The organism is Rhodococcus sp. P3_B8 (assembly GCF_056402775.1).
Genome location: NZ_JBFUGT010000002.1, coordinates 1 through 12,680, shown reverse-complemented (window position 1 = coordinate 12,680; position 12,680 = coordinate 1). Strand labels below are relative to the sequence as shown.

The 12,680-nt window shown below is 66.5% G+C and carries 13 protein-coding genes; 9 read left to right on the top strand and 4 right to left on the bottom strand.

Annotation, left to right across the window (positions count from 1 at the left end; translation table 11 throughout):
• Nucleotides 1-182 precede the first annotated feature (182 nt).
• From AC1D1G_RS01345 to AC1D1G_RS01335, 3 genes are all read left to right on the top strand, one after another.
• Nucleotides 183-1,397 carry an acetyl-CoA C-acetyltransferase gene (locus AC1D1G_RS01345; RefSeq protein ID WP_005253367.1) on the top strand — a complete coding sequence of 405 codons (1,215 nt, stop codon included), beginning with the start codon at nucleotides 183-185 and terminating at the stop codon, nucleotides 1,395-1,397.
• A gap of 29 nt (nucleotides 1,398-1,426) precedes the next feature.
• Nucleotides 1,427-3,565, top strand: coding sequence for a 3-hydroxyacyl-CoA dehydrogenase NAD-binding domain-containing protein (locus tag AC1D1G_RS01340; protein WP_025431691.1), 2,139 nt, complete (start codon nucleotides 1,427-1,429; stop codon nucleotides 3,563-3,565).
• 157 nt (nucleotides 3,566-3,722) lie between these two features.
• Nucleotides 3,723-4,769 (top strand): type IV toxin-antitoxin system AbiEi family antitoxin domain-containing protein, encoded by a 1,047-nt coding sequence (locus AC1D1G_RS01335; protein ID WP_477950685.1) that lies wholly within the window; start codon nucleotides 3,723-3,725, stop codon nucleotides 4,767-4,769.
• A 23-nt stretch (nucleotides 4,770-4,792) separates the two neighbouring features.
• Here AC1D1G_RS01335 and AC1D1G_RS01330 read toward each other — a convergent pair whose 3' ends face one another.
• Together AC1D1G_RS01330 and AC1D1G_RS01325 are read right to left on the bottom strand one after the other, a co-directional pair.
• Nucleotides 4,793-6,094: a class I SAM-dependent methyltransferase gene (locus AC1D1G_RS01330; protein WP_280782999.1), complete on the bottom strand. Its 1,302-nt coding sequence runs from the start codon at nucleotides 6,092-6,094 to the stop codon at nucleotides 4,793-4,795.
• A complete protein-coding gene (locus AC1D1G_RS01325) occupies nucleotides 6,091-7,542 on the bottom strand; it encodes an FAD-binding oxidoreductase (RefSeq protein ID WP_477950854.1) in 1,452 nt (483 codons plus the stop codon). The genes AC1D1G_RS01330 and AC1D1G_RS01325 overlap by 4 nt, the downstream gene beginning before the upstream one ends.
• Nucleotides 7,543-7,790: 248 nt before the next feature.
• Between AC1D1G_RS01325 and AC1D1G_RS01320 the strand changes: the two genes are divergently transcribed.
• The 5 genes from AC1D1G_RS01320 to AC1D1G_RS01300 all read left to right on the top strand — a co-directional run bounded on the left by AC1D1G_RS01320 (nucleotide 7,791) and on the right by AC1D1G_RS01300 (nucleotide 11,413).
• On the top strand, nucleotides 7,791-8,225 hold the full coding sequence (locus AC1D1G_RS01320; RefSeq protein ID WP_005248646.1) for an SRPBCC family protein: 435 nt from the start codon (nucleotides 7,791-7,793) through the stop codon (nucleotides 8,223-8,225).
• A 117-nt stretch (nucleotides 8,226-8,342) separates the two neighbouring features.
• Nucleotides 8,343-8,684, top strand: a complete 342-nt coding sequence (locus AC1D1G_RS01315) for a YbaB/EbfC family nucleoid-associated protein (RefSeq protein ID WP_009477269.1) — start codon at nucleotides 8,343-8,345, stop codon at nucleotides 8,682-8,684.
• A gap of 9 nt (nucleotides 8,685-8,693) precedes the next feature.
• Entirely contained in the window at nucleotides 8,694-9,302 is a 609-nt protein-coding gene (gene recR, locus AC1D1G_RS01310; RefSeq protein WP_005248644.1) for a recombination mediator RecR, read from the top strand.
• The gene (locus tag AC1D1G_RS01305) at nucleotides 9,299-9,871 is read left to right on the top strand and encodes a TetR/AcrR family transcriptional regulator (protein ID WP_011596679.1); all 573 of its coding nucleotides are present in this window, start codon (nucleotides 9,299-9,301) and stop codon (nucleotides 9,869-9,871) included. Before recR ends, AC1D1G_RS01305 begins: the two co-directional genes overlap by 4 nt.
• Nucleotides 9,872-9,955: 84 nt before the next feature.
• Nucleotides 9,956-11,413 (top strand): MFS transporter, encoded by a 1,458-nt coding sequence (locus AC1D1G_RS01300; protein WP_317571840.1) that lies wholly within the window; start codon nucleotides 9,956-9,958, stop codon nucleotides 11,411-11,413.
• A 125-nt stretch (nucleotides 11,414-11,538) separates the two neighbouring features.
• Here AC1D1G_RS01300 and AC1D1G_RS01295 read toward each other — a convergent pair whose 3' ends face one another.
• Together AC1D1G_RS01295 and AC1D1G_RS01290 are read right to left on the bottom strand one after the other, a co-directional pair.
• Nucleotides 11,539-11,871, bottom strand: coding sequence for an ArsR/SmtB family transcription factor (locus AC1D1G_RS01295; protein WP_005248640.1), 333 nt, complete (start codon nucleotides 11,869-11,871; stop codon nucleotides 11,539-11,541).
• Nucleotides 11,868-12,314: an SRPBCC family protein gene (locus AC1D1G_RS01290; RefSeq protein ID WP_105419669.1), complete on the bottom strand. Its 447-nt coding sequence runs from the start codon at nucleotides 12,312-12,314 to the stop codon at nucleotides 11,868-11,870. Before AC1D1G_RS01290 ends, AC1D1G_RS01295 begins: the two co-directional genes overlap by 4 nt.
• Before the next feature lie 199 nt (nucleotides 12,315-12,513).
• Here AC1D1G_RS01290 and AC1D1G_RS01285 point away from each other — a divergent pair.
• The coding region (locus tag AC1D1G_RS01285; protein ID WP_477950852.1) for a helix-turn-helix domain-containing protein at nucleotides 12,514-12,680 on the top strand (167 nt) is incomplete at its 3' end.

Sequence of the window (12,680 nt, the reverse complement as noted above, 5' to 3'; positions counted from 1 at the left end):
AAAGGCGGGCCGGGCAGGGCGCAGACCGGCCGATCGTGATCGCCTGGGTCACGATCCAGGATCGCTTCGGTCCTTCCTTCCGTTTTGCAACACGTTCTAAGGTGGACGTGCCGGGGTATGCCCCGTGCAGAGCGCCGTGTGCACGGTCGGCGTCGACGCAGATAAGGAAGGAACACTCCACAGTGACCACAGAGGCATTCATTTATGAAGCCATCCGCACCCCGCGTGGCCGCGGAAAGAAGACCGGTTCGCTGCACTCGGTCAAGCCGATCTCGCTGGTCACCGGCCTGATCGACGAGCTCCGCGCCCGCTTCCCGGACCTCGACGAGGATCGCATCTCGGACCTGATCCTCGGCGTCGTCACCCCGGTCGGCGACCAGGGCATGGACATCGCGCGCGTCGCGGTCAACGACGCCGGGCTGCCCGACACCGTCGGCGGCGTCCAGCTGAACCGGTTCTGCGCGTCCGGCCTCGAGGCCGTCAACACCGCCGCGCAGAAGGTGCGCTCCGGCTGGGACGAACTGGTCATCGCCGGCGGCGTCGAGTCGATGTCCCGCGTGCCGATGGGCTCCGACGGTGGACCGTGGGCGCTCGACCCGGCCACCAACTACGACAACTACTTCGTTCCCCAGGGTGTGGGCGCCGACCTGATCGCCACGATCGAGGGCTTCTCCCGCGAGGACGTCGACGCGTACGCCGTCCGCTCGCAGGACCTCGCCGCGAAGGCGTGGACCGGCGGCTACTTCGCCAAGTCCGTCGTCCCGGTCAAGGACATCAACGGCCTCACCGTCCTCGATCAGGACGAGCACATGCGTCCCGGCACCACACTCGAGAACCTCGCGGGCCTCAACCCGTCGTTCGCCGGCGTCGGTGAGATGGGCGGCTTCGACGCCGTGTCGCTGCAGAAGTACCACTGGGTCGAGAAGATCAACCACGTCCACCACGGCGGCAACAGCTCCGGCATCGTCGACGGCGCCGCACTGGTCCTCGTCGGATCCGAGCAGGCGGGCAAGGACATGAGCCTGACCCCGCGCGCCCGCGTCGTCGCGACGGCCACCAGCGGTGCCGACTCCACGATCATGCTCACCGGCCCGACCCCGGCCTCGAAGAAGGTCCTCGCCGCCGCCGGTCTGACCGTCGACGACATCGACCTGTTCGAGATCAACGAGGCGTTCGCGTCCGTGGTGCTCAAGTTCCAGAAGGACCTGAACATCCCCGACGAGAAGCTCAACGTCAACGGCGGTGCCATCGCGATGGGACACCCGCTCGGAGCCACCGGCGCCATGATCACCGGCACCATGATCGACGAGCTCGAGCGCCGTAACGCCCGGTACGCCCTCATCACCCTGTGCATCGGCGGCGGTATGGGCGTCGCCACCATCATCGAGCGCGTCTGACCGCCCGGACCATCAGGAGACTTGAAGCAGTGAGCGAGCAGAACATCATCAACTGGGAGCAGGACGCCGACGGCATCGTCGTGCTCACCATCGACGATCCCAACCAGGGCGCGAACACCATGAACGACGCCTACATCTCCTCGATGAAGGCGACCGTCGACCGCCTCGTCGACGAGAAGGACTCCATCACCGGTGTCGTCATCACGTCCGGCAAGAAGACGTTCTTCGCCGGCGGTGACCTGAAGAACATGATCAAGGTCGGCCCGGAGAACGCCGACGAGATCTACAGCCACAGCGTCGCGATCAAGTCGGACCTGCGCCGCCTCGAGACGCTCGGCAAGCCTGTCGTCGCCGCCATCAACGGTGCCGCGCTCGGTGGCGGACTCGAGATCGCCCTGGCCACGCATCACCGCGTCGCCGCGGACGTGAAGGGCGTCAAGATCGGCCTGCCCGAGGTCACCCTCGGCCTGCTGCCCGGCGGCGGTGGCGTCGTGCGCACCGTCCGCATGCTCGGCCTGCAGAACGCGCTCATGCAGGTGCTGCTCCAGGGTCAGCAGCGTGGACCGGTGCAGGCCAAGGAGGTCGGACTCGTCGACGAGGTCGTGTCCTCGGTCGAGGAGCTGGTCCCCGCCGCGAAGGCGTGGATCAAGGCCAACCCCGAGGGCGGCGTCCAGCCGTGGGACAAGAAGGGCTACCGGATCCCCGGCGGCACCCCGTCCACCCCGGCGTTCGCAGCCAACCTGCCCGCGTTCCCCGCGAACCTGCGCAAGCAGCTCAAGGGTGCTCCCATGCCGGCACCGCGCGCCATCATGGCCGCCGCCGTCGAGGGTTCGCAGGTCGACATCGACAACGCGCTCCTCATCGAGGCCCGCTACTTCACGTCGCTGGTCACCGGCCAGGTCGCGAAGAATATGATCCAGGCGTTCTTCTTCGACCTGCAGGCCATCAACTCCGGCGCCTCCCGCCCCGAGGGCATCGAGAAGACCCCGATCACCAAGGTCGGTGTGCTCGGTGCCGGAATGATGGGCGCGGGCATCGCCTACGTGTCCGCGAAGGCCGGCTTCGACGTCGTCCTCAAGGACGTCACCATCGAGGCCGCCAACAAGGGCAAGGCGTACTCCGAGGGCATCGAGGCCAAGGCCCTCTCGCGTGGCAAGACCACCGAGGAGAAGTCGAAGACGCTGCTCGACCGCATCACGCCGACCGCCGACCCCGCCGACTTCGCCGGTGTCGACTTCGTCATCGAGGCCGTGTTCGAGTCGCAGGACCTGAAGCACAAGGTGTTCCAGGAGATCGAGGACATCGTCGAGCCGACGGCACTGCTCGGCTCGAACACGTCGACCCTGCCGATCACCGGCCTGGCGACGGGTGTGAAGCGTCAAGAGGACTTCATCGGAATCCACTTCTTCTCCCCCGTCGACAAGATGCCGCTCGTCGAGATCATCCGCGGCGAGAAGACGTCCGACGAGGCCCTCGCGCGCGTCTTCGACTACGTYCAGGCCATCCGCAAGACGCCGATCGTCGTCAACGACTCGCGTGGCTTCTTCACCTCGCGCGTCATCGGCACGTTCATCAACGAGGCCATCGCCATGCTGGCGGAGGGCATCGAGCCCGCCACCATCGAGCAGGCAGGTATGCAGGCCGGCTACCCGGCGGCACCGCTGCAGCTGTCCGACGAGCTGAACCTCACGCTGATGCAGAAGATCCGCAAGGAAACCGCGGAAGCTGCGAAGGCCGAAGGCAAGGAACTGCCCGCCGATCCGGCAGGCGACGTCATCAACACGATGGTCGACAAGTTCGACCGCAAGGGCAAACTCGGCGGCGCCGGCTTCTACGACTACGCCGACGGCAAGCGCACCGGCCTGTGGTCCGGGCTGCGGGAGAACTTCGGTTCCAAGGAACTCGAGGTGCCGTTCCAGGACCTCATCGAGCGCATGCTGTTCATCGAGGCCATCGAGACGCAGAAGTGCTTCGACGAAGGTGTGCTCCTCACCACCGCCGACGCCAACATCGGCTCCATCATGGGTATCGGCTTCCCCGCCTGGACCGGCGGTGTGTCGCAGTACATCCAGGGCTACGAAGGCGGCCAGGCCGGCTTTGTCAAGCGTGCCGAAGAACTCGCCGCCAAGTACGGTGAGCGCTTCACCCCGCCGGCCTCGCTGAAGTAGCAGGCGGCTCCGCCGCCCGTGCGGCTTTTTGGTAGCTGCAACAACCAAAAAGGCGCACGGGGCGGGTTATCCACAACTTCGCGGTTATCCACAGGCAGCGTGGATAACCGCGTTTTTGTCGGCATCGGAGTCGGACGCGCATCGCACGATGCGCCGTATGACCGACATCGACCTCCACGACTTTCAGCGCCTCGTCGACACCCAGTTCGGGATCGTCACGCAATCCCAACTCGAGCCGTTCGGCTTCTCCAGAGGGAGGGTTCGCCATCTCCTCGACTCGGGGCAGTGGCGCCGTGTCCTCCAAGGCGTCTATGCCGTCACCAACGGCCCGTTGACCCGAAACATGATCCTGTCCGCCGCTCTCCTCTACGGCGGCGGCCATTCGATGCTCAGCCACATCACCGCGGCGGAGGAATGGGGGATGGTCCCTCGCCGCGACGGCGAACCGATCCACATCACCGTGCCGTACGGGAAATCGTCGCGGTGCCAGAGCTCGACGGGCATGCGTCCGTCGCGTAAGCCGGGCAATCCGATCGCTCCGTCCTCGCCGTTGCATCCGGGAGTTGTCGTGCACAGGTCGAGGGCCCACGATTACATCGCCGTCGACACGGATCCGCCTCGTACGGCGCGAGCCGACACTGCACTCGACCTCGCGATTGCCGAGCCCACGGCCCGTGACGCATACACCAGGCTCATCGCCCTCGTGACCAATGCCCGGATCCCCCTGCGCGACATCCGGCGACGCATGGAGGAGCGACGACCACGTCGGTATGGCAAGGCGCTCGTGGATGCGGTACGACTGCTCGCCGACGGCGTCCAGTCGGTGCTCGAGTACCGCTACGCCACCGACGTCGAGGATGCGCACGGGCTTCCGCGGGCGCGGCGCCAGTCACCCGTTGTTGTGGACGGGCGGACCCTCTTCGAGGACTGCGACTACTCCGACCACGGTGTGCCGCTCATCGTGCGACTCGACGGTCGCCGCGCGCATGCCATGGCGGAGGTCGCGTTCCGGGCCCGCCGACGCGACAATGCCGCGGAACTGCAGAGGCGGCCTCGACTCGTCTACGGGTTCGACGAGGTGACGAAGAACCCGTGTGTGGTGGCCCGCGAAGTGGAGACCGTCCTGGCGCGGGAGGGGTGGGTGAGGCCCGGCGAAAACCCCTGCCGGGCCTGTGAGTGGTCAAGGAGTGCAGAGACTCCTTAACCACTCACGGGCGGCGGAGCCGCCTACTTCCACCACGGACGCAGCGGGACGTGCGCCTCGCCCTTGGGGCCGAGCTTGACGGCGAGAACCTGGTGCAGCTGAACGACGTTGCGCTCGAAGCCCAGCCGCGACCCTGCCATGTAGAGGCCCCACACGCGTGCGGTGCCTTCGCCGACCTCGGCGACGCAGGCGTCCCAGTTGTCGACGAGGTTCTGGCACCATCCGGCGAGGGTGAGTGCGTAGTGTTCGCGCAGGTTCTCCTCGTGCCGCACCTCGAGTCCGACGTTCTGGATCTCGGTGATGATGCGTCCGGAGCCGGTGAGTTCGCCGTCGGGGAAGACGTACCGGTCGATGAATCCGCCTGCGCGCGCCTGACTCTGGTTGTCGGGCCGGGTGATGCAGTGGTTCAGCAGCCGGCCGCCCTCGCGGAGTTTGCTCTGCAGCAGCCCGAAGTAGGCGGGGTAGTTGCCGACACCGATGTGCTCGGTCAGGCCGATCGAGGAGATGGCGTCGAATCCGGTCTCGGGGACGTCGCGGTAGTCGGAGAACCGGACCTCGGCGAGGTCGGACAGTCCTTCTTCGGCGATGGCCTTCTGCGCCCATTCGGCCTGTTCGCGGGACAGGGTGGCGCCGATGACCTTGACGCCGCGGCGGGCGGCGTACCGGACCATCGATCCCCAGCCGCAACCGATGTCGAGCAGTCGGTCGCCGGGCTGGAGGCCGAGCTTCTCGAAGACGAGGCGGTACTTGTTGTCCTGTGCTTCTTCGAGGGTCTGCTCGGTGTTCTCGTAGCAGGCGCAGGTGTAGGTCATGGACGGGCCGAGGACGTACTCGTAGAAGGTGTTCGAGACGTCGTAGTGGTGGTGGATGACCTCGGCGTCGCGGGACTTGGAGTGCCGCAACCCTTCCGCGACTCGACGCCAGCGCGGGAGATGCTCCTGCGGGGGAGGGGCGATGGGGCGCAGCAGATCCCAGCCGAGCGAGCGCGTGATCGCGGCGAGCGTGAGCGCGGACGGACGACGGAAGTGCAGTTCGTCGCCCATGACGCGGAGGATCTCGTAGGGGTCACCGGGGTGGACGCCGCGGGCCTCGAGGTCGCCGGACACGTAGGCCCGCGCCATGCCGAGGTCGCCGGGGGCGGTCGCCAGGTAGGTGGTGCCCCGGGTCGTCTTGAGGTGGAGACCGTAGGGGGCGTCCTCCGGGCCGGCGGCGCTGCCGTCGTAGGCGGAGAACCGCAGCGGGAGCATGCCGTCGGACAGAGTTTCGAGAATCTCTGCGATGGTCAGCTTGTGATCTTGGGAGCGTGAAGCTTTCAGAGTTGTCATCGACGTTGCACCGCCTTGGAGAAAAGGTCCAGTAATCGTGATTTCGGGTCGTAGCGTTTTTTCAGTTCCGTGTATCGATCGCCGCCGTAGTAGAGGCGTTCGAAGTCTTCCCGTGAATAGTACGAATCGGAGTAGAGGGACTTGTGTCCGTCGAAGTCGCTGACCTTGTCTTCGATCAGCCGATTCGCCGCCCCCTCGGGTCGGCCCGGAACGATGGGCACCGACGACCAGAATCCGATGTTCACGTATGTGCGTTTCGGTTCGAGGGGGTACAGGGGCCAGGGGCGTTGCGAGGACGCGCCGGCGGGGGCGGGTTCCCGCAACCGCAACGGGCACAGCCACAGCGGTTCGATCGGGATCTCGTCGAGGAACCAGCGGACGAAGTCCGCGGTGCGGTCGATGGGTACTTCGACGTCCTGCACGACGCGTTCGCGCGGCGGGTTGCCCTTGCGCTTCTCGAGGCGGTCGCCGATGTCGTACTTGTGGTCGAGGGCGATGAGCTTCCAGTAGAAGCTGCTGCGCAGGAGGTTCTTCGGCCACAGCCGGCGGATGGTGGGGTTCTGGGCGCCGAAGGCGCGCGAGCACCAGAACCAGTCGGTGTCCCAGCGCCACAGGTAGTCTCGAATGGTGAGTTTGTCCGTTTTGGGGTGGTTCACGGAACTGTGCTGGATGGACCGGTAGAAGATGTTCTGCCCGGTGTAGTCGCTGACGGGGCCGCCCTCGTCGGTCTGATGGCCCAGCGTCAGGTAACTCTCGGATGCGGTGAACACGACGCCGTCCAGGTAGTCGACGGGGATGTCGTCGTGGATGCGCTCGGTGACGATGCGATCCATCGCCGACTGCAGTTCGTCCAGGGAGTCGAAACGCAGATGTCGCAGTGCCACATACCGTTTGACGGGCTCGAGCTGAATGCGCAGTCGTGTGGAGTAGCCGAGGGTTCCGTAGGAGTTGGGGAACCCCCAGAACAGGTCGGAGTTCTCGCCTTCCGGTGTCGCGGTGACGATGTCGCCGCTGCCGGTCAGGACGTCGATCTCGAGGACCGATTCGTGGGGGAGCCCGTTGCGGAACGACGTGGACTCGATGCCGAGGCCGGTGACCGCGCCGCCGAGTGTGATGGTCTTCAGTTGTGGAACCACCAGCGGCACCAGCCCGTACGGCAGGGTGGCGTCCACCAGGTCTTCGTACGTGCACATTCCGGCGACATCCGCGGTGCGGGCCTGCTCGTCCACCGAGATGACTCCGCCGAGACCGGAGACGTCGAGGCCGGGTGCGCTGGTCTGGGCCCGTGCCCGGAACAGGTTGGACGTCTTCTTCGCGAGACGCACGGTGGCGTCCGTGGGAATCGCGCGGTAGGACGCGAGAAGCCGTTCGACGCCGGCGCGGTGAGCGTCGATCCCGGTGACGGGCAGAGTGCGATGCGCACGGAAGGGGCGTCCACCCTCCCGCATGCTTTTCAGTAGTTCAACCGAAGAGGCAGCCACACCTTGACGCTATCCCTCTCCGCGGGTTCAGGCCACGCATATCGGCGCGGTCGAGCGAAGATTCACACAAATGTCTCATCAATGTGCGGGTCGTGACCACGTCGAAGTGAGCTACCTCACAATAGATTGCCACGTCATCGCCCGGACTCGCCGACGGAAGGCAGGATGAGAGGAGGAAGCAGTTTCGTACAAATCGTACAAGAGGAGTCAGAACAGTGGGCCAGGTCAGCGCGAGCAGTTCGATCACCGTCGCAGCCACACCGGAGAAGGCGCTCGCGGCTTTGACGGACTACGAGACGGTGCGTCCGCGCATCCTCTCGGAGCAGTACCTGGACTACCGCGTCCTCGAGGGTGGGCAGGGCGGCGGCACCGTCGCGCAGTGGACGTTGAAGGCCACCGAGAAGCGGTCCCGCGACATCAAGGCCACGGTCACCGTGGCGGGCAACACGATCACCGAGACGGACGCGAACTCGTCGCTCGTCACCACCTGGGTCGTCGCCCCGAGCGGCAGCGGTTCCACGGTCACCACCACCACCGAGTGGAAGGGCGCCGGCGGCATCGGGGGCTTCTTCGAGAAGACGTTCGCCCCGCTGGGTCTGAAGAAGATTCAGGGGCAGGTGCTGGCGAACCTGGAGCGCGAACTCGCCTGACGCGACGCCGGTTCGCTCCGGCGCCGTCGGCGTGAGTCCCACGACGGCGTCGGTGCCGGACCGCACTGACGGTCACGGTCTACTCTGGCAGGGGAAACAGCAGAAAGGACCACGTCAGTGCAACCAGGTGGACAACCCGACATGTCGGCGCTCCTCGCGCAGGCACAGCAGATGCAGCAGCAGCTGATGGCCGCCCAGCAGGAGATGGCCGAGGCCGAGGTCACCGGGCAGGCCGGTGGCGGACTCGTGACCGCGACGGTCAAGGGGACAGGTGAAGTGGTCGGTCTGAAGATCGATCCGAAGGTCGTCGATCCCGACGACGTGGAAACTCTGCAGGACCTCGTGATCGGTGCGATCGAGGACGCGTCGAACAAGGCGCAGGAGATCGCGGCGCAGAAGCTCGGTCCGCTCGCGGGCGGATTCGGTGGGGGAGGCCTGCCCGGTCTCCCCGGTTTCTAGAGGCGCGGCGTGTACGAAGGTCCGGTTCAGGATCTGATCGACGAGCTCGGCAAGCTGCCCGGCGTCGGGCCGAAGAGCGCTCAGCGCATCGCGTTCCACCTGCTCAGCGTCGAGCCGCCGGAAATCGACCGGCTCAAGAATGCGCTGCAGCGGGTGCGCGACGGCGTCCAGTTCTGCGTGGTGTGCGGCACGGTCTCCGACAAGGAGCACTGCCGCATCTGCGCCGATCCGCGCCGTGACCGCACGGTGATCTGTGTGGTCGAGGAGCCGAAGGACGTCCAGGCCGTCGAGCGCACCCGCGAGTTCAAGGGCCGCTATCACGTTCTGGGCGGTGCGCTGGATCCGCTGTCCGGGGTGGGCCCCGATCAGCTCCGTATCCGGGAGTTGCTCGCGCGCATCGGCAATCAGGAGGACGGCGTCGACGTCTCCGAGGTGATCATCGCGACCGACCCCAACACCGAGGGGGAGGCCACCGCGACGTATCTGGTGCGGATGCTGCGGGACTTCCCCGGGCTGACGGTCAGCCGGCTCGCGTCGGGTCTGCCGATGGGCGGCGACCTCGAGTTCGCCGACGAGCTCACGCTGGGCAGGGCGTTGTCGGGGAGACGCACGCTGTGACGTCGGATCCGGGCACTGCCGCGCCGGTGAAGCGGACGGCCGAGCAGTCACGGTCGCTGATCGTCGACGCGGCGGGGCGGGCGTTCGCGACGCGTCCGTACCGGGAGATCACGCTCAAGGACATCGCCGAGGACGCCGGGGTCAGCGCACCGCTGATCATCAAGTACTTCGGGTCGAAGGAGCAGCTGTTCGACGCGCTCGTCGATTTCCGTGCCGCCGCGGAGATCGTGTTCAGCGGTCCGCTGGACGGTCTCGGTGAGCGGATGGTGTCGATGTTCGCGCGGCCGCTCGAACCGTACAAGCCGCTGTCGCTGAACATCCTGTTCATGAGCGGGCCGAGCGAGGAGAGCAGCCGCAAGCTTCGCGCCAACTATTCGGCGCAGATGATCGACGCGCTGGCCGAACGACTGCCCGGGCGGGATGCCCGGTTGCGCGCCGAACTGGTGATGTCGATGCTGACGGGTCTCGCCGTCATGCGTCGCAAGATGATGCAGGAGCATGCGACGGGCACTCCGGAAGAGGTGGTGGCGCACTACGCCCCGCTGGTGCAGGAGTTGCTCGACGGCTGAGGGCGGATTGTCCGGCTTGCGGGGTAAATGGTTGTTCACCTAATCTGGTGAACAACCATTTACCAGCTGTGCAAGGGGTGACGCTTGACGATCTCGTTGCCGCGCCCACTGTCGGCGCTTGCGGATCAGCCGGTCGCACCGCCGGACTCTGCCGGCGGATCGCGTTACCTCTTCCCGATTCTCGCGTTCGCGGGCGTGTTCCAGGCCGTCCTGCAGACCGTCATGGTGCCCCTCCTGCCCAGCATGCCGGCGTTCACCGGCGCGAGTCAGACGTCGGTGTCCTGGCTGATCACCACCACCCTCCTGGTCGGCGCGGTCGTCACCCCCATCTTCGGCAGGCTCGCCGACATGTTCGGCAAGAAGCGGATGCTTCTCGTCGCCTTCGTCTTCATGACGCTCGGAGCGTTGATCTGCGCCGTGACGTCCGACATCGCGTTCCTGATCTTCGCGCGGGGACTGCAGGGGGCAGGCGCCGCCGTCATCCCGGTCGGAATCTCGATCCTCCGCGACGAATTGCCGCGGGAGAAGGTCAACGGCGCCATCGCCATGATGAGCTCGACCCTCGGGATCGGCACCGCGCTCGGATTGCCGTTCGCGGCGTCCGTCGCCGAGTACTCCAACTGGCACGTCCTCTTCTGGGTCATCGCGGGAATCGGGCTCGCGGTCACCACGGCCGCGGTGCTGTTCATCCGCGAGTCCGAGGTGCGGTCCGGTGGGCGGTTCGACGGCGTCGGCGCCGTCGGTCTCACCGCGGCCCTCGTCTGCCTGCTCGTCCCGATCACCCAGGGCAGCTCGTGGGGCTGGGGTAGCCCCGCGGTGCTGGGCATGTTCGCGTCCGCGGTGTTCCTGTTCGCGCTGTGGGGACATCAGCAGCTGCGAAACCGGAACCCACTGGTGGACCTGCGGGTGTCGGCGCGACGGTCGGTGCTGCTGCCGCATGTCACGGCGCTGCTCGTCGGGTTCGCGTTCTACGGAAACGCCCTCATCACCACCCAGCTGCTGCAGGCACCCCGCGGAGACGCCGGCTACGGCCTGACGATTCTCCAGGCCGCGGTGTGCCAGCTGCCGACGAGTCTGTCGATGATCGTCTTCGCGCAGGTCGGCGCCCGGGTGTCCGAACGCTACGGGTCGAAGGTGACGATCCTGTCGGGCGCGATCTGTCTCGTCCTCGGCTACGCGCTGCACACGGTGCCGCACAAGGAGTTGTGGATGGTGATCGCCGCGCTCGGGGTCGCGGCCGTCGGCACCGCGCTGGTGTACAGCACGCTGCCGATGCTGATCGTCCGGGCCGTGCCGTCCACGCAGATGGCCGCGGCCAACGGCGTCAACGTCCTGCTGCGGACGATGGGTACCACCATGTGCAGTGCGGTGGTCGCGACGGTCCTGGCGGCGAGCATGGTGGGCGGTGTCGCCTCGGCCGCCGGTTTCTCGATCGCCTACGGGGTGTGCGCCGTGCTGGCGGTCCTGGTGTTCGCGGTCTCCCTGGCCCTGCCCGGGCACGATCGGGTGAAGAAAAGTCCGGTAGAGCCTCTTGTGACGTAGATCACTCGCGTGTATCGTCAGTGATGCGGATCGAGGAAATGTACCTGTGAGCAGAGAAAACTCGAGAAGCAGAGATCCGGCCGAGAATGCAGAAGCATTCCCGGCCGAACCCCTGTCTGGGGTCTTTACTCCTCCATCGATTCCGCGATCTGCTTGATGGCGGCCAGCCGGCGATCCCACTCGGCGCCGATCCGTTCCAGCGTCCGCGCCGTCTTGTTGAGCTCCGCGCCCAGCGCGCGGTAGCGGATCTCGCGGCCCACCTTCACCGACTCCACCAGTCCGCAGGCCTGCAGCGCATTCAAATGCTTCGCGATGGCCTGCCGCGACACCGGAAGCCGGGTGGCGAGCGACGACGCCGACTGGTCGGCCCGCCCGAGTTCGGTGAGGATCTCCCAGCGGGTTTCGTCGGACAGCGCCGCGAACACCGAGGCCAGTTCGGCGTACGTGCCCACTGTCATGCCTTCACCCCGTGCAGGTACGCGACCAGTTCGTCGAGTTCGGCGTGCCAGCCCTGGACGTTGCCCTCGCGGGCCCTCTTCTGGTCGGCCACGTCGCGGTCGAGGGTGTCGAATCCGGTCTCGACGACGGTCAGTTCGGTGCCGGACGCGTGCTCGGACAGCGTGAACCGCACCAGGGTGGAGTTGCCGATCACCGGGTCGGCGTCCATGTCGGCGGCCCAGCGGAAGCCGAACGCGTTCGGTTCGTCGACCTCCGTGACGACGGCGCGGGCGGTGCCGTGCTCGTCCCAGGTGAAGGCGGCCTTACCGCCGACGCTGAGGTCGAGCGACGTGCGCTGCCCGAACCACTGGCTGATCTTGTCGGGATCCGTGATCGCCGCCCACACCGCCGATCTCGGGGCGTTCACGACGACGGTCCGGGTGATGCTGCTCGATGCGTCCATGGTGGGTCACCTTTTTCGACAACGGTTGATGTGCAACTCCATGGTTGCACTCTTTTCGACGTTCTGCAACCCTTCGGTTGCGCTCCGCACGTGAGTGCCGATGTGCGCCCGGGGGCGCTGTCTGAGTTCAGGACATGCAGGACAGTTGATGTCTCAGGACATCGAGGACACTGACGACCCGTGCCCGTGACAATCGGGCATGGGTGGAAAAGGGTTTTCGATGAATCCGGACATCGTGGCCGCGGTCTCGGCGGTCGCAGGCGGGGCACGGGTGAACGTGTCCCGCCTGTGCCGAGAGCAGGGCATCTCCCGCAATACCTTCTACGTCCTGGTGGGCAGGTTCCGCACCGAGGGCGCCGCAGCGTT